18 protein-coding genes and 1 riboswitch are annotated in these 20,228 nt (G+C 40.4%); of the genes, 10 read left to right on the plus strand and 8 right to left on the minus strand.

Annotated features, from left to right (window positions below; translation table 11 throughout):
* Positions 1-189 precede the first annotated feature (189 nt).
* A complete protein-coding gene (gene clcA / locus PR834_RS04325; RefSeq protein ID WP_096863198.1) occupies positions 190-1,587 on the minus strand; it encodes a H(+)/Cl(-) exchange transporter ClcA in 1,398 nt (465 codons plus the stop codon).
* A gap of 303 nt (positions 1,588-1,890) precedes the next feature.
* Between clcA and hcp the strand changes: the two genes are divergently transcribed.
* Together hcp and hcr are read left to right on the plus strand one after the other, a co-directional pair.
* A complete protein-coding gene (hcp, locus tag PR834_RS04330) occupies positions 1,891-3,543 on the plus strand; it encodes a hydroxylamine reductase (protein ID WP_272536462.1) in 1,653 nt (550 codons plus the stop codon).
* Positions 3,544-3,618: 75 nt separating this feature from the next.
* Complete coding sequence (gene hcr, locus PR834_RS04335; protein WP_036958472.1) at positions 3,619-4,623, plus strand: NADH oxidoreductase; 1,005 nt, start codon at positions 3,619-3,621, stop codon at positions 4,621-4,623.
* A 103-nt stretch (positions 4,624-4,726) separates the two neighbouring features.
* Here hcr and PR834_RS04340 read toward each other — a convergent pair whose 3' ends face one another.
* Complete coding sequence (locus PR834_RS04340; protein ID WP_047756882.1) at positions 4,727-4,963, minus strand: HEAT repeat domain-containing protein; 237 nt, start codon at positions 4,961-4,963, stop codon at positions 4,727-4,729.
* A gap of 586 nt (positions 4,964-5,549) precedes the next feature.
* Positions 5,550-5,721, plus strand: a riboswitch (M-box (ykoK) riboswitch).
* Positions 5,722-5,794: 73 nt separating this feature from the next.
* Here PR834_RS04340 and PR834_RS04345 point away from each other — a divergent pair.
* Positions 5,795-6,865 (plus strand): magnesium transporter, encoded by a 1,071-nt coding sequence (locus PR834_RS04345; protein ID WP_004262087.1) that lies wholly within the window; start codon positions 5,795-5,797, stop codon positions 6,863-6,865.
* A 32-nt stretch (positions 6,866-6,897) separates the two neighbouring features.
* Here PR834_RS04345 and PR834_RS04350 read toward each other — a convergent pair whose 3' ends face one another.
* Positions 6,898-7,431 carry a SprT family zinc-dependent metalloprotease gene (locus PR834_RS04350; protein WP_004262085.1) on the minus strand — a complete coding sequence of 178 codons (534 nt, stop codon included), beginning with the start codon at positions 7,429-7,431 and terminating at the stop codon, positions 6,898-6,900.
* Positions 7,432-7,537: 106 nt separating this feature from the next.
* Between PR834_RS04350 and PR834_RS04355 the strand changes: the two genes are divergently transcribed.
* The 3 genes from PR834_RS04355 to PR834_RS04365 are packed head-to-tail and all read left to right on the plus strand — an operon-like array spanning position 7,538 to position 8,718.
* Positions 7,538-7,864: an ArsR/SmtB family transcription factor gene (locus PR834_RS04355; protein WP_004262083.1), complete on the plus strand. Its 327-nt coding sequence runs from the start codon at positions 7,538-7,540 to the stop codon at positions 7,862-7,864.
* A gap of 1 nt (position 7,865) precedes the next feature.
* A complete protein-coding gene (locus PR834_RS04360; RefSeq protein WP_144140750.1) occupies positions 7,866-8,303 on the plus strand; it encodes a YeeE/YedE family protein in 438 nt (145 codons plus the stop codon).
* Between the two features lie 4 nt (positions 8,304-8,307).
* Complete coding sequence (locus PR834_RS04365; protein WP_004262080.1) at positions 8,308-8,718, plus strand: DUF6691 family protein; 411 nt, start codon at positions 8,308-8,310, stop codon at positions 8,716-8,718.
* A gap of 70 nt (positions 8,719-8,788) precedes the next feature.
* On the opposite strand, the gene metK is transcribed toward PR834_RS04365, so the two are convergent.
* Positions 8,789-9,940 carry a methionine adenosyltransferase gene (gene metK / locus PR834_RS04370; RefSeq protein WP_004262078.1) on the minus strand — a complete coding sequence of 384 codons (1,152 nt, stop codon included), beginning with the start codon at positions 9,938-9,940 and terminating at the stop codon, positions 8,789-8,791.
* Positions 9,941-10,659: 719 nt separating this feature from the next.
* Between metK and speA the strand changes: the two genes are divergently transcribed.
* From speA to PR834_RS04385, 3 genes are all read left to right on the plus strand, one after another.
* The gene (gene speA / locus PR834_RS04375) at positions 10,660-12,564 is read left to right on the plus strand and encodes a biosynthetic arginine decarboxylase (protein WP_112307307.1); all 1,905 of its coding nucleotides are present in this window, start codon (positions 10,660-10,662) and stop codon (positions 12,562-12,564) included.
* Positions 12,565-12,840: 276 nt separating this feature from the next.
* The gene (speB, locus tag PR834_RS04380) at positions 12,841-13,761 is read left to right on the plus strand and encodes an agmatinase (RefSeq protein WP_272536463.1); all 921 of its coding nucleotides are present in this window, start codon (positions 12,841-12,843) and stop codon (positions 13,759-13,761) included.
* A 336-nt stretch (positions 13,762-14,097) separates the two neighbouring features.
* Positions 14,098-14,877 carry an acetoin reductase gene (locus tag PR834_RS04385; protein ID WP_004262072.1) on the plus strand — a complete coding sequence of 260 codons (780 nt, stop codon included), beginning with the start codon at positions 14,098-14,100 and terminating at the stop codon, positions 14,875-14,877.
* A gap of 63 nt (positions 14,878-14,940) precedes the next feature.
* On the opposite strand, the gene PR834_RS04390 is transcribed toward PR834_RS04385, so the two are convergent.
* Positions 14,941-15,816, minus strand: coding sequence for an alpha/beta fold hydrolase (locus PR834_RS04390; RefSeq protein ID WP_094961356.1), 876 nt, complete (start codon positions 15,814-15,816; stop codon positions 14,941-14,943).
* A gap of 164 nt (positions 15,817-15,980) precedes the next feature.
* On the opposite strand from PR834_RS04390, the gene PR834_RS04395 reads away from it, so the two are divergent.
* Complete coding sequence (locus tag PR834_RS04395) at positions 15,981-16,229, plus strand: hypothetical protein (RefSeq protein WP_004262067.1); 249 nt, start codon at positions 15,981-15,983, stop codon at positions 16,227-16,229.
* Here the strand turns inward: PR834_RS04395 and PR834_RS04400 are convergent.
* The 3 genes from PR834_RS04400 to sgrR form a co-directional block, all read right to left on the minus strand.
* Positions 16,226-16,957 carry a TerC family protein gene (locus PR834_RS04400; RefSeq protein WP_004262066.1) on the minus strand — a complete coding sequence of 244 codons (732 nt, stop codon included), beginning with the start codon at positions 16,955-16,957 and terminating at the stop codon, positions 16,226-16,228. The genes PR834_RS04395 and PR834_RS04400 overlap by 4 nt on opposite strands.
* Positions 16,958-17,033: 76 nt before the next feature.
* Complete coding sequence (mutH, locus tag PR834_RS04405) at positions 17,034-17,717, minus strand: DNA mismatch repair endonuclease MutH (protein WP_036958529.1); 684 nt, start codon at positions 17,715-17,717, stop codon at positions 17,034-17,036.
* Between the two features lie 566 nt (positions 17,718-18,283).
* Entirely contained in the window at positions 18,284-19,960 is a 1,677-nt protein-coding gene (sgrR, locus tag PR834_RS04410) for an HTH-type transcriptional regulator SgrR (protein WP_096863192.1), read from the minus strand.
* Between the last annotated feature and the right edge of the window lie 268 nt (positions 19,961-20,228).

A 20,228-nucleotide genomic window follows, 5' to 3' on the forward strand; every position in this document is an offset into this window, starting at 1 on the left:
TGTCGGCAACTGAGGTTGTTGACAAAGCGGGATAAAAGCGTGGTTTTTCCCGCTTTGTGTTATCAGCCGAAAATCAATAAATTGATTTTCCTAGTTTATTTTCAAAACCTATTCGACTTGCCGCCAAACATAATATGTTTGTCAGCAGTCTGAGTTGCCGCTGTCGGCAACTCTTTTTGCTTCTACTATTTAAGGTTTGTCAGTGACAGGCGGAGCGGTTTCTTTTTCGCTACGGGCTAAAGTTTTTTCCAGCAATACAGAATATAGCGGTTTGCCACCTAAAAATTGAGCCATCATTGTGGCGCCAATGCAGGTAATAATCATCGGTAAGATTAACTGGTAGTTATTTGTCATTTCTAAAACTAAGACTATTCCAGTTAATGGGGCTCTGACGGTTGCGGCAAATAAAGCTCCCATGCCTGCAATAGCGAAAGTCCCCACTTCAATTTGGTAATTAGGGAATATTTCGAGGGCGGCGTAGCCGAAAACACCACCAAATAATGTCCCAAGGGCGAGTAAAGGAGAGAAAATACCACCTGGAGCCCCAGAGCTAAAGCTAATCGTCGAAGTTAAAAACCGCAAAGCAAAGAATATGAATAACAAAGTGATGGTAAATTGGCCTGCTACCATCTGGTGGATCACGGAATATCCACCACCTACAATTTCAGGCAGGTAAACGCCAATTGCACCACAAGCACCACCAATTAACCCGCCCATCAATACAAAGCGAGAAATTTTATTTTGGTAAAATGCTAAAAATTTACTTTGTAGGTACAATAAAAAACCATTAAAACAGATACCGATAACACCAAACATTAATCCTAAAATTAAATAAAGCCATAAAGTATTCATAGGTGCAGAAGAAAATTGGCCGATATTTAATACAATAGCTTCTCCATTGATTAGCCGATAGACAATGGTGGAGGTAACAACACCGATAAATACCGCTTTAATTGAAATTAAACTGTATTTAAATTGCGGACGCATTTCTTCAATAATAAACAAGATGCCAGCTAAAGGGGCATTAAATGCTGTAGATAAACCTGCCGCCGCACCAGAGGCAAGCAAGGTGTGGCGTGACTCATTATCTTTTAAACGAAATAAATCATAAAACATTTGGCTAAGGTTCGCACCAAGTTGCACGGTTGGTCCTTCACGGCCTAATACCATACCTGAGCCCAATGTTCCTAATCCACCAATAAACTTAACTGGGATGACTCTCCACCATCTTACGGGGCGTAAATCCTGTAATGCACCTTCAATTTCTGGGATCCCAGACCCACCAGATTCAGGAGAGAACCGTTTAACAAGGTAATAGCCTAACATGGCAAGAAGTGCCGAGATAAAAAACATCCCAACAACCATCAGCCATTTTGGGGCAACCCATTCACTCACCGATTGCACGCGATAGTTGCTAATCCAAGTTGTTCCTAATTCAAATAGTGAACCGATAAGACCGACCGCCGCACCAATGAGTGCCGCAAGTAGTAAGATTTTTATAGGTGTTTTATCTGATTCTTTTAGCCGTTTAAAAATCTGCAATCGGGTTTTTATCATAGATTTACTAGCTGAATTTACCTGGCTCATCTTTATTAGATTCTCTTTATACGATGGAATAACAAACACTTATAGGTAAGTATAACAAGAGTTATCGTAAGAGCGTTATCAGGATATAAATAAAATGCAAAATAGTGCATTTAAGCAAGAAAAGTGAAAACAAAACCAACAGCACGAATAGCATACTTTCATTACTGTGAATAGTTCTCATTTGCAATGAATGTTAATATAGATCAATAAACCATTAGATAATGAATAATTCCACTTTTTTATTCTAATAAAGAGCGTAGTCTTAATGTTGTATTTGAAATGCAACTTTAAGAGGCGAACAACATGTACTGTGTGCAATGTGAACAAACAATTAGAACTCCAGCTGGTAATGGCTGTGCATACGCGCAGGGTATTTGCGGTAAAACAGCAGAAACTTCTGACCTACAAGATTTATTAGTTGCTGTATTGCAAAGCTTATCTGCAAGTGCAGTCACTGCCCGCTCACTGGGTATTATTGACCATGATATTGATAGTTTTGCTCCGCGCGCATTTTTCTCTACTTTAACCAACGTCAATTTTGATTCAGAGCGTATTATCGGTTACGCCCGTGAAGCTATTTATTTACGTGATAAATTAATAAAACATTGCCAATCCGTGAATAGTGTAGTGGCTTTCAATCATCCATTAATTAATTTGCAATTAAATGGTACTGACATTCCAACCTTACAGGCACAAGCGGCTCCATTTTCATTAGATATTGATAAAGCTGAAGTCGGCGAAGACATTCACGGTTTACGTATGTTATGCCTATATGGCTTAAAAGGGGCGGCAGCCTATATGGAGCACGCCCATGTTTTAGGTCAGTATGATAATGAGGTTTATGGCCAATATCATGAAATTATGGCTTGGCTGGGAACATTGCCATCGGATATGAATGAACTGCTTGATAATGCCATGGCAATTGGTCTGATGAATTTCAAGATCATGGAAATTTTGGATGCAGGTGAAACGAGCGAATTTGGTCACCCAACGCCAACGGAAGTCAACGTTCGTCCAGTCGCAGGGAAATGTATTTTGATTTCAGGTCATGACCTGAAAGACTTAAAAATGTTGTTAGAACAAACTGAAGGTACGGGTATCAATGTTTATACCCACGGCGAAATGCTGCCAGCACATGGTTACCCAGAACTGAAAAAATACCCTCATTTAGTCGGTAACTATGGTAGCGGTTGGCAAAATCAGCAAGTGGAATTTGCAAAATTCCCTGGGTCTATCTTGATGACCTCTAACTGTATTATTGACCCTGATGTTGGTGATTATAAAGACCGTATCTGGACGCGTAGTATTGTGGGTTGGCCGGGTGCAAAACATTTAGTGGGTGATGATTTTTCTGCAATGATTGCTCAAGCTCAGTCACTTGCCGGTTTCCCGTATACCGAAATCGAGCACAAAATTACGGTTGGTTTCGGTCGTCAAACACTGTTAGGCGCGGCAGACGCGGTGATTGATTTAGTTTCACAGAAAAAACTACGTCACGTATTCCTTGTTGGTGGTTGTGATGGTAGCCGTGGCGAACGTAGCTATTATACGGATTTTGCCCGTAGTGTACCTGAAGATTGCTTAATCCTTACACTCGCATGTGGCAAGTATCGTTTTAATAAATTAGATTTTGGCACATTAGAAGGGCTACCACGCTTACTGGATGTGGGCCAATGTAACGATGCATATTCTGCCATTATGCTTGCGGTGAATCTATCAGAGAAACTTGGTTGTGGTATTAATGACTTGCCATTGAGTCTGATTCTGTCTTGGTTTGAGCAAAAAGCGATTGTCATCCTTTTAACATTATTAGCGTTGGGTGTGAAAAATATTTACACCGGCCCAACAGCACCTGGTTTCTTAACTGAAAACTTATTAAATGTGCTAAATGAGAAGTTTGGCATGCGTAGTATTACGACAGTTGAGCAAGATCTGGCAGAAATTTTACCTGCATGATCAATAAACCGATAGAAAAAGCTTAAAAACGATGTGAAAGATGGGGGCTGCGACCCCCTTTAAAGGAGTAGCGCGATGACCATGCCAAGCAGTTTATGTCCAAATAGAATGCAAGTTCATTCTATTATTCAAGAAACATCAGATGTCTGGACAATCAACCTTATCAATCATGATTTTTATACATATTCACCTGGTCAATATGCTTTGGTCAGCATTAAAAATAGTGATGATGTCATGCGTGCTTATACTCTTTCATCATCACCGGGGCAAAGTCGTTTTATTTCCATTACTGTCAGGCGGTTAGACGATGGTGAAGGGTCAAATTGGTTAACACGTTCGGTTAAAGAAGGCGACTATCTTTGGCTTTCTGAAGCGCAAGGGGAATTCACCTGCGCTAATCTAAAAAACACTGAGTATTTGATGTTAGCTGCTGGATGTGGTGTGACACCAATTATGTCAATGACACGTTGGCTGATGGTGAACCGCCCGAGCTCCCATGTAAAAGTACTATTCAATGTTCGCGATGATAAACAAGTTATTTTTGCCGAGGAATGGCAAAAACTCGTCCGCTTATATCCAGAGCGGTTGCAATTGTGTGTTATGGCAGAAACACCAGATAATGGCGATATTGCACAAGGACGTTTAACTGAAGAGAAATTGAAAGCGTTAGTACCAGATATTGATTCACGAATTGTGATGACGTGTGGGCCTGTGCCTTATATGAAAAATGCACAGCAATTTGCTGCTAATTTAGGCGTCCCTGCTGAACATTTTTTTATGGAGCGTTTTTCAACTGAACCAGAGGTTGTTGATAGTGAAGATATTCTTACATTAAAAATCCGTCAACGATTGGTCGACTTTAAAGTCCCTGTAGGTACTTCTTTATTATCTGCACTGGAGCAAAATAAACAGCCCGTTATTGCAGCTTGCCGAGCAGGGGTTTGTGGAAGCTGTAAAACAAAAGTGTTATCAGGTAAATACACAACAACAAGCACAATGACATTAACTGAAGCAGAAATAGCTGAGGGCTATGTTTTAGCTTGTAGTTGCCAATTACAGGGTGACACTGAAATAGCGTAAAATTATATAACATGTGCAAACTGTCTCATTAGAGTATTAATGGGACAGTATTATTTAAAATAAATCATAGTAATTATTCACAATACTCAAAATGAGAGTGCAATTAATGTTTCGGTAGTGAGCTATTTAAAAAATAAATAGATAATTTACTTAATGTATTAATCGCTGATACAGCAACCTCTTTGTTTGGGTCCTGACATAAGTCTATGATTCGTATGATGGCATCATTATATTCAATCGTTGCTTTGAAATCACCTAAAGCAGAAATGGCAGCAATTTTGATTTCATCGTTTACGCGAAATGTTAGTTTCGTTAACATTCCAACAATTACTTTATCCATAATAAAACTTTCACTGTTATATAAAATAAAAAATATTCTAAGATAATTCTTGTAATATTTAATACTAAATTGATATCTGCAATTAAATATTAACAATTTAAAAGAATGCTTTTTAATGATAATTTCGAATTAAATAATGCCTTAAGTGTATTTTCTTACTTCATTATTTGTTTGTTGGCTTATTTTTAATATAAAAAACCAACTAATGACTGATATTAGTGATTACTTGTACTCTAATAAAGCGTTTTAATTATATTAAATTGGGCTTACTCCTTTATATTGTTTTTTTTGTATTGTACGGTAAATAGAGAATTAAGTTTTGATTAATTATCGGTAAGGTTTACTAAATAATATTACAAATGATACTTTGATTTCTCAAAGGGTTGGTTATTGATAAGTAAATAAATATATTTACTTCAATTCTAATATTCAATCTCATTATTAGTTACATTTTGTTACTTTATAAAGATATATTTAATATAAACTTAAACAGAACCTAAACAATAAGTTTTCCATGCGTAAAAAAACGTAGATATAGGGTGGCAATTAATTCACCAATGGGTATAATTCGCGCCGCATCCAAAGTGCAGTATCTCGTTAGGCGAGGCTCCTATACAAACATAGGTTACTGATCTGACGACGTCGAGAGACGCCCAAGATTAGGACAGGATATATCGACCGAAGGTATATCCCCATGTAACTTCCTGCTAAGTCAGGATACGTTGTATAGTGCTAAAACCGAGACGAAGAGATAGCTTTCGCATTCTCTCATCTGGTTTCGCCCCTATGTGAGTACTGTTTGAGTAACCAACAGTAATAGGGACTAAAAAAATGACATTCACTACCCAGAACAAAGCGGGAGCAGTTGCTATTGCTCAATCCGCAATGAAAGGCGCACGCCTCAAAGACAATAACACACAGCCAGCAAAAGTTGATGATGCAACAGTCAGCGCTTATATGAGTCAATCATATTTGCCAGTATCTGTCGCAGACTCAATAGCTTGCGTGAAAAAAAATCTTATTGAACACCTTGATGGCGAGCAAATCCCAACCTATTTATTTGTTGTCGACAATGACAATTATTTAAATGGCATTCTTTCAGTTAAATCATTATTAGCTTCACCTGAAAATTTATTAGTGTCTGATATCATGCGACACAATTATTTTTCTGTTGCCCCAGAACAATCACGTCATGATGTTTATGATCTGATTAATCATAGCGGTTTAGATATGATACCTGTGGTGCAATTTGGCAAATTAATGGGTGTTTTGCGTCCGCAAGATATCGCCGAACTGATTGAAGATGAGAATACACTTGATGCGCAGCTACAAGGCGCTACCACCCCATTAGATGAGCCCTACTTAACGACAAGCCCTGTAACTTTATGGCGTAAACGTGTCGTTTGGTTGTTGATGCTATTTGTGGCCGAAGCGTATACAGGAACTGTATTAAAAGCATTTGAAGAACAACTCGAAGCCGCAATTTCGTTAGCGTTTTTCATTCCGCTGTTGATTGGTACAGGCGGTAATAGTGGAACACAAATTACATCAACATTAGTCCGTGCTATGGCACTGGGTGAGGTGAGTTTACGTAACCTTGGTACCGTACTGAAGAAAGAGGTTTCTACCTCATTTTTAGTAGCGGTGACCATCGGTGGTGCGGCATTAATTCGTGCATGGATTTTAGGTGTTGGCCACGAAGTGACTATTGTGGTTAGCTTAACCATCGTTGCCATTACAATGTGGAGTGCGATTGTTTCTTCAATCATTCCAATGGTATTGAAGAAAATGAAAGTGGACCCAGCAGTTGTTTCTGCCCCGTTCATTGCAACTTTCATTGATGGTACAGGCTTAATTATCTACTTTGAAATCGCAAAATTAGTGATGACGGAGTTTGCTTAAGCGCACACCTCAAACTTGATGCGGCAGAAAGTCTAATTTTCTGCCGCAGCGACAGAAATCCCTTCTTGTTTCAATACTTCTCCACATTTTCGGCATAAATATTGGTTTTCACCACGTAGTACTTTGTTGTGGCGGCGTATGGTTAATTCATGGGACACTTCACAGGCACAACGGTAGAGAAATGTTTTACTTTTTACTGTTGTAACCGCAAAGTTGTGCGTACGTTTCGCCGTGACTTCCAGTACGTGTTGCATCATCCATTTCCATTCTTTGCCATGAGGTGCGATACCTTTGCGGCCAAATACATGAAAAACCAACAAATGCGCTAATTCATGAGGCACAACCTCATCAATAAATTGCTCTGTATTTTCGATAAGTAAACTGGGGTTAAGGCGAATTTCCCATTCTTTTAAGTAAGCACTACCCGCAGTTGTCCCCCGTTGTTTGTAATTAACCGTTGGCTCTGAAAATGACTGTTCGAGTTTGTGTTCTGCAAGTGCGAGTTTTTCTCGCAATGTGCGCATGACTTGTTGCTGTAAAAAGAGTGGAACACGGATTGTTTTCATGGGGTAAAGGATACGTGAAGGTAATGGACATAAACAAGCAATAATTGACAGTAATTATATAAAAACATATATTGTATTTTTATATAATATTAACTAGAAATAACATATGCCCAATAATACCTCTGAACAGCAACTGTTAGCGATGAAGCAGGCCGCATCAGAAACGGCTTCATTATTGAAAACACTAGGGAATCCAGATCGCTTAATTTTATTATGCCAATTAACACAGGGTGAAGCCTGCGTTAGCGAGTTAGAAGAGCAGTTAGGAATATTACAACCGACACTCTCTCAACAATTAACAGTATTGCGTAATGAAGGCTTAGTGATGACGCGTCGAGAAGGAAAGCGCATTTACTATGCGATAGCAGATGAAAAATTATTTACGTTGCTCAATACGTTATATCAGCTTTATTGCCCTGTGAAGGAGAAATGAAATGACAATAGATTGGGCTAATTTTACGCCACTTTCTGCCGCGATTGGCGGTGTGTTGATTGGCTTAGCCGCAGCAATTTTATTAGTGTTTAACGGTCGTATTGCAGGTATCAGCGGTATTTTAGGCGGGTTATTGAAACCAGCTAAGGGGGATACTGCATGGAAATTGGCATTTATTATTGGTTTGATGAGCGCCCCAACGTTGTTTACTTGGTTGGCGTATACACCAGAAGTTAACATTGCGACCAGCACACCTATTTTAGTATTAGCTGGGTTATTTGTCGGTTTTGGCTCACGACTGGGAAGTGGCTGTACTAGCGGTCATGGGATCTGCGGTATGGCAAGGTTATCCCGTCGTTCAATTGTTGCAGTATTAGTCTTTATGATTGTTGCTTTTGCGACAGTCGCACTAGCCAACCATTATGGGATAGGGAGATAAAGCAATGCCTATTCTTATCGCATTAATTTCAGGGATACTGTTTGGTTTAGGATTGGTCATTGCCGGGATGGGAAATCCAGCAAAAATTTTGGCATTTTTAGATATTACGGGAACGTGGGATCCTTCTTTATTAATTACGATGGCAGTTGGAATGGTAATCAGTGGTATTGCTTTCTTAGGGGTTAAAAAACGCTCTGTTAGTGTACTTAATTGCCCATTGCAAATTCCTACCAATCAAACGATAGATAAAAAACTAGTCACCGGAAGTGTGTTATTTGGTGTGGGGTGGGGGTTAGCAGGGATCTGCCCAGGACCTGCATTATTGTTAACAGGAATGGGATTGACACAAGGGATAATATTTACATTAGCAATGGTTGCGGGGATGGCTATCTTCCAGTTTACGCAAAAAAATTAATCGCTCATTGTGAGCAATAAAAAACCCATCATTTGATGGGTTTTTGTATGTGACTTATTGACTAAAGAGATTACAGGCCTGCAGCGGCACGCAATGCTTCAGCTTTGTCAGTTTTTTCCCAAGGGAACTGAGAACGACCAAAATGGCCATATGAAGCAGTTTGTTGGTAAATCGGGTGTAATAAATCAAGCATTTTGATTAAGCCATAAGGGCGTAAATCAAAGAATTCACGAACTAATTGAATCAATAATGACTCATCAACTTTACCTGTTCCAAAGGTTTCTACCATAATCGATGTCGGTTCTGCCACGCCGATAGCGTAAGAAACTTGGATTTCACAACGGTCAGCAAGGCCCGCGGCAACAATGTTTTTTGCCACGTAACGTGCTGCATAGGCTGCTGAACGGTCAACTTTTGACGGGTCTTTACCAGAGAATGCCCCACCACCATGGCGAGCCATACCGCCGTAAGTATCTACAATAATTTTACGGCCTGTTAAACCACAGTCACCCATAGGACCACCGATAACAAAGCGACCCGTTGGGTTAATAAAGTATTTTGTATCTTTTGATAACCATTCTGCCGGTAGGACTGGCTTGATGATTTCTTCCATCACGGCTTCATGCAGGTCTTTTTGTTGAATATCTTCAGAATGCTGAGTCGATAAAACAACAGCGTCAATACCGACAATTTTATTATTGTCGTATTGGAAAGTAACCTGACTTTTTGCATCTGGGCGTAACCATGGCAATGTGCCATTTTTACGGACATCTGCTTGGCGTTGAACTAAGCGGTGTGCATAAGTAATAGGAGCAGGCATTAATACATCAGTTTCGTTGGTTGCATAACCAAACATTAGGCCTTGGTCACCGGCACCTTGTTCTGATGGGTCAACACGATCAACACCTTGATTGATATCGGGCGACTGTTTACCAATCGCACTTAAAACGGCACATGAATTGGCATCGAAGCCCATTTCGGAACTGGTGTAGCCAATTTCGCGAACAGTTTTGCGCGTGATTTCTTCAATATCAACCCAAGCACTGGTGGTGATTTCTCCCCCGACCATTACCATACCTGTTTTGACGTAGGTTTCGCAGGCAACGCGAGCTTTCGGGTCTTGTTCCAGAATAGCATCAAGTACTGCGTCAGAGATTTGATCAGCAATTTTATCTGGATGCCCTTCTGATACAGACTCAGAAGTAAAGAGATGTGTAGCCATGAGATTAATACCTTAAGAATTCGCAAATTTATAATTGGATGTTTTAACATCTAGACGGCTATTTTAGTCCCATACAGTAAAAATTTCTACCTGTATTTATATAAAAAACGAATAGAGACATAAAACAACCATTGGTAAAGTTTTATCGCAATTTAGTCATTTTGGTTTTGCTTTTTGAGCGCAATAGATGTATAAACTGCGACCGTAACGGATGGTTGTTATTTCCCGTTATATACCAGCAGAATAATATAAAACTTCTGCTATCTATCAGGAATGTTTATAAACTTTTGAATTTCAATAAAAAATAAGGTGATATAGCTTAAATCAACAGGTCAAACTGCCAAAATAGTGCTACCACATTGAAATTTTAAAGGGGTAAACAGTTATATTGGGGGTTAATGGGTAATGATCCATAATCTACTGAATAACAGTATCCAACCGTCATATGCGGATCGCCGCGTGACTTTGGCATTTACTTTCCTGTCATTCTTTACTTCATCACGAAGTTACCGTCACATCTTTAATACACCTTCGAGGCTGAGTCATTAATCTGTCAGCTTAAGGTCGTATATTGTCACTGTTTAGAAGTTCTAAGCACTTTTTATTAAAATCTGAGTATTGCCGTTTCCCCGACATAACTGCCTTGCAGTGTTATGTCTTCACTGACATACATCAGGAAGGAGAACGCGTCACTCACCCCTCCATAAAAGGAGTTTATTATGAATGATAATATCGCTCGCAAAATGCGTCAGACGTACAACATCGCGTATTGGGGTGGTGGTTACTATCAGGTGAATGAGCGCGGAAATGTCTGTGTTTGCCCGAACCCTGAGAACCCTGACACCTTTGTTGATTTAGCTGACCTCGTTAATCAGGTTAAAGAAGAGCAGGAGCATTTACGCTTGCCTGCACTGTTTTGTTTCCCGCAAATCTTGCAGCACCGTTTACGTTCAATAAACGCAGCATTTAGACGTGCACGTGAGTCTTATGGCTATAAAGGCGATTATTTCCTGGTTTATCCAATAAAAGTTAACCAGCAACGCCGAGTCATTGAATCACTGGTTAATTCTGGGGAACCGTTAGGGCTTGAAGCGGGTTCAAAAGCTGAATTAATGGCCGTTTTAGCGAACGCAGGTAAAACACAAACCGTTATCGTCTGTAATGGATATAAAGACCGTGAATATATCCGATTAGCATTAATTGGGGAAAAATTGGGTCACAAGGTTTACCTTGTTATCGAAAAAATGTCTGAGATTGAGATGGTATTGGCAGAAGCGGAAAGCTTAAATGTCACGCCACGCTTAGGGGTTCGTGCCCGTTTGGCTTCCCAAGGCTCAGGTAAATGGCAGGCAAGTGGCGGTGAAAAATCTAAATTTGGTTTGGCTGCAACTCAAGTACTGCAATTAGTGGAAATTTTACGCAATGCTAATCGCCTAGATAGCCTGCAGTTGCTTCATTTCCATTTAGGCTCCCAGATGGCTAATATTCGTGATATCGCAACCGGTGTCCGTGAATCAGCCCGTTTTTATGTTGAATTGCATCGCCTAGGAGTCAACATTCAGTGCTTTGATGTGGGTGGTGGCCTAGGTGTTGACTATGAAGGTACTCGCTCTCAATCCGATTGCTCAGTCAACTATGGCTTAAATGAATATGCCAACAATGTCATTTGGGCGATTGGGGATGCGTGTGAAGAGTTTGATTTACCACATCCAACGGTAATTACGGAATCAGGCCGTGCGTTGACAGCGCACCATACGGTGTTAGTGTCCAATGTGATTGGGGTTGAACGTAATGAATTTACCAAAACAACACCGCCTCATGAAGATGCGCCACGTTCATTAATTTCCTTATGGGAAACGTGGGAGTCAATGCAGCACCAAGGTAATAGCCGTTCATTACGCGAATGGTTGCATGATAGCCAGTTCGACTTACAAGAAGCGCACACTCAATATGCTCATGGTGTGTTAGATTTGACCCAACGTGCATGGGCAGAAGAGTTATACCTAAATATTTGCCGCCGCATTCAACAGGATTTAGATCCAAGCAATCGTGCTCATCGTCCGATAATCGACGAACTCCAAGAGCGCATGGCTGATAAGTTTTATGTGAATTTTTCCTTATTCCAATCGCTACCAGACTCTTGGGGAATTGACCAAGTGTTCCCAGTATTACCGATTGAAGGGTTAGATAAACCATTAGACCGTCGTGCAGTACTGTTAGATATCACCTGTGACTCAGACGGTATTATTGACCATTACGTTGATGGTGATGGCGTTGAAACCACAATGCCAATGCCCGCATATGACCCAGAAAACCCACCAATGATAGGTTTCTTTATGATTGGGGCATACCAAGAAATTTTAGGTAATATGCATAATCTGTTTGGTGATACCGCAGCAATAGATGTCTGGGTTGATAGCCAAGGTAATCTGCGTTACTTGCAAAGTGAAGAGGGCGATTCTGTGGCAGATATGCTGCAATACGTCAAATTAGTCCCAGAAGTCCTATTAGAAAGTTTCACAGAGCAAGTAAAAGGGACAGGCTTGAGTGAGCAGTTACAAAAAGACTTTGTCGCTGAGTTCGAGAATGGTTTGTATGGGTATACTTATTTAGAAGACGAATAAATGCTCAATGCGCGTTATATTTCGCACCGTCGCGTTGTTGGCTGCATTTGCCAACCCTAGTCACATACTTGTGTATGCTCCTAGGGATTGGCTCATTTTGCCGCCTAGCGACAGCACGAACTATTTAGCGCATTAAGATACTGAACAGATAATAACTTTGTGCAAATAACATGATTTGTTTATTATTTATACTGCGCGAAGTTGATTTAGGTAAAACGATTCGAATCGAATATTAAAAGGGCTTGCTAACGGGCAGGCCTATTTTGAGGAACAGAAATGATTAATAGTACTTTAGGCAATCAAGTTGATAATTCACTGGTTTCTAACGCATTTGGTTTCTTACGTTTCCCGCTGAATTTTCAGCCTTATAGTTCAGATGCAGAGTGGGTGATCACCGGTGTACCCTTCGATATGGCAACTTCAGGTCGTGCAGGTAGTCGTCATGGGCCAGCCGCAATTCGCCAAGTTTCCACAAATCTTGCATGGGAAAGCCACCGCTGGCCTTGGAATTTCAAGTTAACAGACCGTTTGAATGTTGTTGACTGTGGTGATGTGGTATTTGCTTTTGGTGATGCGCAAGACATGAGTGACAAGCTGCAAGCACACACTGAAAAACTACTTGAATCAGGTAAACGTTGCTTGACCTTTGGTGGTGACCATTTCGTTACACTGCCATTGCTGCGAGCTCATGCGAAACACTTTGGTAAAATGGCCTTAGTTCATTTCGATGCACACACGGACACCTATGGCAATGGTAGCAAATTTGACCACGGAACCATGTTCTATCATGCACCAAAAGAAGGTCTGATAGACCCAAATCATTCAGTACAACTTGGTATTCGTACCGAACATGACAGCGACAATGGCTTTACTGTATTGGATGCAGGTCAGGTGAATGATCGCAGTGTGGATGATATGGTTGCGCAAATCAAAGAGATTGTTGGCGACCTACCCGTTTACCTGACTTTCGATATTGACTGCCTTGATCCAGCGTTTGCGCCGGGGACAGGAACGCCTGTTATTGGTGGTTTAACGTCAGATCGTGCATTGAAATTATTGCGTGGAATACGGTCATTAAACATCGTGGGTATGGATTTAGTCGAAGTGGCTCCGGCTTATGACCAATCTGAAATCACGGCACTCGCCGCAGCGTCTATTGCATTAGAAATGCTGTATATCCAAGCTGCTAAAAAATAAGTTATTTATATTTTACTGTATCAAGAAGCCACCGATTGGTGGCTTTTTTATATCCACAATTTATCTATGTGATTATTATTTATACTGAAAATGAAGGAATCGCACTTTTTGTTTATTGAGTTGAGAATGATTTTTATTAACAATAATCTTGTAATTTACGTCTATATGCTTTTTTCTACGGTAAAAAAAATATATTCACCATGTTAATAGTGTAATATTTTTTATAAATATTAAATGTTAGAGTAAAATCATTGCTTTGTAACTTGTTGTTATTGTTGCTAACTTAATATTAAAGGTGAACTAGTCAATTTGGCTATTACTCAGTAGGAGATAAGTATGGCGTTAAATAATAAAGTTATTTTAGTTACTGGTGCAGCTCAAGGGATTGGCCGTGGTATCGCATTACGTTTAGCGAAAGAAGGGGCTGATATCGCACTGGTAGATTTGAAAAAAGACAAGCTCCAAGATGTTGCCAAAGAAATTGAAGCTTTAGGTCGTAAAGTAACAACATTTGCCGCAGATATCAGTCAACGTGACCAAGTTTTTGCTGCGGTGGCTCATGCAGAAGCTGAGTTAGGTGGTTTTGATGTAATGATTAATAACGCAGGGATTGCACAAGTTAAGCCAATCGCTGATGTTCGCCAAGAAGATATGGATTTAATCTTCAAAATCAACGTAGATGGAACCATGTGGGGAATTCAAGCTGCCAGTGAAAAATTCCAAGAACGTAAACAAAAAGGAAAAATCATCAACGCCTCCTCTATTGCAGGACATGATGGTTTTGCGATGTTAGGAGTTTACTCCGCTACAAAATTTGCGGTACGTGCATTAACTCAAGCGGCTGCAAAAGAGTATGCAAGTTCAGGTATAACTGTGAATGCTTATTGCCCAGGTATTGTTGGAACAGATATGTGGGTAGAGATTGATGAGCGCTTCTCTGAAATCACCGGTACGCCAAAAGGTGAAACCTATAAAAAATATGTCGAAGGCATCGCATTAGGTCGTGCACAAACGCCAGATGATGTGGCTGGTTTGGTTGCATTCTTAGCGAGTGATGATTCTGACTATATTACTGGTCAATCTATTTTGACTGATGGCGGGATTGTGTACCGTTAATTCACTTATGTGAATCTAAGGTGTAAATAATAGCCGCGATGAATAACTCATCGCGGTTTTTGCTTATGCAGTGTGCTGTTGAATATCGGCTAAAATAGCTTCTGCTTGTGTCCAAAGTAGGGAGCCTCCCTCATCACTTAATAAATGATGTTGGCAATTGGGAAAGCGGCTGGCTAATATTTTGCCAAAATCAGGGGAATGAACTGTGCTCATATCGAGTTCGCCATACCATAAAGAGACTGGCACGCGGGTCGTTTCAGGGGTGAATTCCCATTTCTGTAATGCAATTAATAAGTCTTGAACATAACCTTGGTTGCCTTGGGCGAAAGCACGTCGCATGCAATGGCTATATGCCTCAAGGAAATGTTCTTCATTATAGAGTTGCTGGTCTATTTCTGCGCTGCAATTAAGAATAAATGCTAATAACCACTCACCAGTGACATTTTTTAATAACCAATCAGACAGCGCTTTAGGGGTGTTAAGGGCTTGTTCTTGCATGTTCACAACATCAGCACTGAGTACCGCACGAGTTGCAGGGTATTCAAATTGGTCTTGTCCTGACACGATAGACAGTGAAATAGGTTGGCAATAGTGGGCGACGGCCATGGCAAAAACGGCGCCTTGAGAAAAACCGACAACTGAAAATTGAGTAATAGATTGTTCATCTAGTAGGGCTTGAACATCCATAGCAAAGCTTTTCAATGATTTTTCAGGGTGAAATGTTGACTCACCAAGACCCGCGCGTTCAGGAACAATTAAACGAATATTTAGTTTTTCGAGTAAATCCAAACCAAACCCTAATGAACCACTCATTCCCGCTCCAGTACAAAAAATAACAGGAAAACCTGTTTTAGGGCCTGATTCGAACCAGCAAAATAGACGGCTATCAGGTAATTTCATCGTGTGTTGATTCAGGTTGGTTAGTGGAACGTTATACATGGTGAATTCCTAACACAGAGCAGGTACAGATTGGGTGATAAGATAGGTCAGTTAATAATTATTAAAACTGGCATTGTTATAGTTACAATTTTAAAGTATTAAATAGGTAAAATGCAAAATATTAGCGTAATAAACATCAATTCATTAACAAAGAGAAGAGTAAAATGGCATTTTCCGAATCAGAAAAGCAGATTTTATTGGCCGTTAAAGGTGTCGGTCCCATGGTGATTAGCCGCTTAGAACAAATGGGTTTTAGCTCACTCGCACAACTGAGTGAAGCATCTTACGATGAAATTTTAATTTCTGGTGCTGCATTGACAGGTTCAAGTTGCTGGAAAAATAGCCCGCAAGCAAAAAAAGCGGTAGAGGGGGCTATTTTAGCGGCTAAACAGGCGGTTAGGTCACCATCTTAATTAGTTTGATTTCTGGTTTTCCATTTTTTGCTGCGCAAGATATTAAGGACTTGTACTGCCATGGAAAAGAACATCGCAAAGTAGATATAGCCTTTTGATACGTGAACTTGAACACTTTCAAGTAGTAAAGTGAAACCAACTAGAATCAAAAACGATAAGGCTAAGATTTTTACGGAGGGGTAGCGCTCAACAAAGTCGCCAATGGGTTTGGCTGCAAGCATCATAATGAGTACAGCGATGACTACCGCTGCCATCATGATAAATAAGTGGTCTGATAGCCCCACTGCGGTGATCACGGAATCTAAACTGAAGATAATGTCTAATAAAGCAATTTGCACGATAGCGCCCCAAAATGAGCTCACTTTTTTATTTGCTAGATTATTTTCACTTTCCCCTTCAATCGTATCAAAAATTTCTTGGCTTGCTTTCCAAATAAGGAAAATCCCACCTGCGCATAATATGAGATCGCGAGCGGATACAACATGGTCTGCGACAGTGAAAAGCGGCGTGGTAAGGCGTGATAACCAAGCAATCGAAGCCAATAACGCAAGGCGCATCACCATTGCCGCAATAAGGCCTGTCCGTCTGGCACTATTTTGCTGGTGGCTTGGAAGCTTGCTCACCACAATACTGAGGAAAATAATATTATCGATGCCTAGGACAATTTCTAATATGGTTAGTGTGGCGAGTGCCATCCAAGCATTGGGGTCCAGTATCCATTCAAACATCTTAGTACCTTCTAATTAACAAATTAAACAGTGATAATAATTTATCGTCTGCTTTGGTACAGGCGATGGTTAGCGACTAACTTAGATTAAAATGCCGCGCTAACAGGGGCGCGGTAAAATCTTTTTTGAGATAAAAACCACGAGGTAGCGTCATAATCGGTTGACCGAACTCACCAATCGCTTCCGTTAGTGCCTTATTGTTTGCGGCCTTAGGGCGGATCTGTAATACCTGCCCATGGCGTGCAGTGATACTTTCCACTTTGCCTAATACAATGAGGTCCATTAGCTCTTCCCAATCTTGTCTTAGTAACTGTTCTTCAAAGGGAGATGGGCTCCAGATTAACGGGTTTGCGACTCTGCGTTGTGAGAGTGGAATTTGCCTTTCCCCTTCGATAGGAAACCATAAAATGCGGGATAGTTTGCGGCGAACATGGCTATTTTCCCATGTTAAGCCACTATTCCCCGTTAATGGCGCTACAGAAACAAAGGTCGTTTCGAGTGGAGCACCATAACGGTCAATAGGAATGGTTTTTAATTCAATCCCAATATGAGCGAAATCTTGCTCTGCCTTGCTTCCCGCACTCGCACCTAAATAATATTCCAATAGCATACCAACCCAGCCTTTATCTCGTTTGAGGTCAGGAGGGATAGGGATAGCAGCATGTTGGGCGAGCTCACCAAGCGTATAGCCAGCAAGGGCTTGCGCTCGACCCATTAAGGTTGCTTCGTTATCAGGTGGCGGTGGCGCAATAAATGGCATCATGGTTTGAATATTAATGTATAAAAAGTAGCCAGTGAAAATACATAGAACTGAAGAAGTATAACACTTTTTCTTTGATGTTTTTAACTATTTGATATATAGGGATATAATGTTATTTATTCATCCAGGTCATAAATTATAACAGAGGTTATTCAAGTTCATCCCAAGATAATCACAGGATCATGCACTAGGTTATCCACAGGATTTCTGGATAACTGTGAAAAATAGAGATTACTGTGTGTATTTACAGCCTTGACTAAACGGTTTTTATGACGAATATCACAAAATATGAGTAAGTTGAGCACATATCTTGTGGATAAATACAACGTTGTTTGATCTTTGCTCAGTTAAAGTCTTAAGTATTTTAGCTAGAAAAATAGCCAGTGGATAAAACGCTTTTTTGTTATTTACTTCTTTGATTTATCAATGATTATTTGACTATTCTTTTTTTTGATAAAAAAGTGGCTTGGGGATATACCCTGATTACCATGAGGTTGTTCACATGGATATCCACAGAAAAAGTGAATAACATCCTTATTATTCATTTCATCTGTTTATAACTATCATTATTTTGCTAGGTTATCCTCAGAGGGTTTAAACCATGCAGATTTAAAATCAAACCAGCCAAAGGTATTCATCCGTACGCCGCGCATGGTTTTTTGGCCTTGTAGTTCAAGCCAATGATGAAAAATAGGGTGGAAAATTTGCGAGTCAATTAAGCTTTCACACCAGGCTTCTACATCTAATTGGTTATTACGCCATAGATTAAGTTCATCGCGGAGAGTGTTATTAAGGCATTCGCGCAGTAATGGCATTTCGTACAAGGTAGCAAAGATAGAAAATTCAAGAGGTTTAAAAAAGTTAGCTGTTGCTAACCAAATATCACTTTGCCCATTGCCATTAAACCAATCATCATAATCAATGATATTAATCTTGAGCTCCACGCCTTGTGTCTGTAACACGCGTTTCATAATTTGGCTAATCGCATAGAACTCATGGTGGTTGCGATAAAAAGTAACAGTCAGCTCAGTCAAATCTTCAGGCTTAGGGAACAAGGTTAGCATTTTACTATGATGCCAATGGAGTAATAAGCCATAAGCTGGCGCCCAATGGCGCTGATAAAACGGTTCACAATGGGCAAGTAGGTTGACAGGTGTTAAAAAGCTACATAACCATTTACGGACATCTTCACGCTGAGCAACCGGTGAGCGCTGATCCATTAAGAGGAAATAGCAGCCTTCTTCCATGCGGCTTTCAAGTGAATCATTATGGTGCTTGTCACCATCCATTTTTAATGTCGTACAAACCATTTGTTCTGAAAGTTCAGGAACCACCCAAATGGTCACTTCATCTAGCAGTGCACGATAGCCAAAATAGCGGTCGAAAGCCGTGATAGTCAGCTTTTGTGGCAAGTTTTTTTCTACTTGATAGGGACCAGTGCCGATAGGGCAACGGCTAAAGTTTTCGAGGCTCTCCCACTCTTTCGGTAAAATAGCCGCATGATGACTGCCTAATAACCAAGGTAGCTGTTTATCAGGCTCACTTAACGTGATATCAATAACATAAGGTTGCGGTGAGCTGACGGATTGTATATGTGAAAATAGCGGCCAACAGGTTTTTAAGCGTAAAAGGGAATAGATAATATCGTCGGCAGCCATTTCTCTCCCATGGTGGAAATAAATAGCAGGGCGTAAATAGAAACGCCATTGGGTATCACTTATGGGTTGCCAATGGTGGGCAAGGCCATCTTCCACTTCCCCTTTTTCCTCATTTAAATGGGTAAGACCATTAAATATTTGACTCATCAAGTGAATTTCTGAGCGGCGCATGGGGGCGCCAGGAAGAAGTGTCGGGAAATCTCGATAATAAATAATCCGTAATAAATTCTTACCTTGTCGATAGCTGCGTTCCAGTTCAGACAATACCATTTGGCGAATGGTTTCCTTATCACCCACTAGGGCGACAAGTTTTTCAATACTTTCTTCTTTGAGTAGTTGTTCAGCCTGTGCCTGTTGTAGCTCTAAGCCATTAACATGAAAAATAAGGGCCGAGCGTTTTCCTCGACCAGACTCAGCCTGCCAACTGAGCCAACCTTGTGACTGCATATTATTAAGTAGCGTCCGAACATGACGGCGAGAGCAAAACAGCGTATCAGCGATATCTTGCAGAGTTGTTTCACTGTCTTGGCCCTGAAAGTGTTGCCAGAGACGAATGAACTGGGTTTGTAATCGTGAATTAGACATAAAAGAGGAACTCCGGCAAAAAATACATCAATTTTAATTTCCTAAAATCTCACGATAATAGAAGGCAGTAAGTAGCTCGTTTGGTCTGCATGTTGCAGGCCGACTCCCCCATTTAGAGTAATGGTGTTTATCACCGAGCCGGTTTTTACCGGCTTTTTTTTATTTTTTCGTCATATTTCGCACTGTCGCGTTGTTGGTTTCGTTCAGCTACTTGGGTCACATACTTATGTATGCTCCCCAAGATATCTTCTCTTACCGCCTAGCTACA

Source organism: Providencia sp. PROV182, assembly GCF_028480325.1.
GTDB lineage: Bacteria > Pseudomonadota > Gammaproteobacteria > Enterobacterales > Enterobacteriaceae > Providencia > Providencia hangzhouensis.

Excerpts from the sequence above, each read along its gene's own strand:
- clcA (WP_096863198.1), bottom strand. The coding sequence starts at position 1,587 with ATGAGCCAGGTAAATTCAGCTAGTAAATCTATGATAAAAACCCGATTG.
- hcp (WP_272536462.1), top strand. The coding sequence starts at position 1,891 with ATGTACTGTGTGCAATGTGAACAAACAATTAGAACTCCAGCTGGTAAT.
- hcr (WP_036958472.1), top strand. The coding sequence starts at position 3,619 with ATGACCATGCCAAGCAGTTTATGTCCAAATAGAATGCAAGTTCATTCT.
- PR834_RS04340 (WP_047756882.1), bottom strand. The coding sequence starts at position 4,963 with ATGGATAAAGTAATTGTTGGAATGTTAACGAAACTAACATTTCGCGTA.
- PR834_RS04345 (WP_004262087.1), top strand. The coding sequence starts at position 5,795 with ATGACATTCACTACCCAGAACAAAGCGGGAGCAGTTGCTATTGCTCAA.
- PR834_RS04350 (WP_004262085.1), bottom strand. The coding sequence starts at position 7,431 with ATGAAAACAATCCGTGTTCCACTCTTTTTACAGCAACAAGTCATGCGC.
- PR834_RS04355 (WP_004262083.1), top strand. The coding sequence starts at position 7,538 with ATGCCCAATAATACCTCTGAACAGCAACTGTTAGCGATGAAGCAGGCC.
- PR834_RS04360 (WP_144140750.1), top strand. The coding sequence starts at position 7,866 with ATGACAATAGATTGGGCTAATTTTACGCCACTTTCTGCCGCGATTGGC.
- PR834_RS04365 (WP_004262080.1), top strand. The coding sequence starts at position 8,308 with ATGCCTATTCTTATCGCATTAATTTCAGGGATACTGTTTGGTTTAGGA.
- metK (WP_004262078.1), bottom strand. The coding sequence starts at position 9,940 with ATGGCTACACATCTCTTTACTTCTGAGTCTGTATCAGAAGGGCATCCA.
- speA (WP_112307307.1), top strand. The coding sequence starts at position 10,660 with ATGAATGATAATATCGCTCGCAAAATGCGTCAGACGTACAACATCGCG.
- speB (WP_272536463.1), top strand. The coding sequence starts at position 12,841 with ATGATTAATAGTACTTTAGGCAATCAAGTTGATAATTCACTGGTTTCT.
- PR834_RS04385 (WP_004262072.1), top strand. The coding sequence starts at position 14,098 with ATGGCGTTAAATAATAAAGTTATTTTAGTTACTGGTGCAGCTCAAGGG.
- PR834_RS04390 (WP_094961356.1), bottom strand. The coding sequence starts at position 15,816 with ATGTATAACGTTCCACTAACCAACCTGAATCAACACACGATGAAATTA.
- PR834_RS04395 (WP_004262067.1), top strand. The coding sequence starts at position 15,981 with ATGGCATTTTCCGAATCAGAAAAGCAGATTTTATTGGCCGTTAAAGGT.
- PR834_RS04400 (WP_004262066.1), bottom strand. The coding sequence starts at position 16,957 with ATGTTTGAATGGATACTGGACCCCAATGCTTGGATGGCACTCGCCACA.
- mutH (WP_036958529.1), bottom strand. The coding sequence starts at position 17,717 with ATGCCATTTATTGCGCCACCGCCACCTGATAACGAAGCAACCTTAATG.
- sgrR (WP_096863192.1), bottom strand. The coding sequence starts at position 19,960 with ATGTCTAATTCACGATTACAAACCCAGTTCATTCGTCTCTGGCAACAC.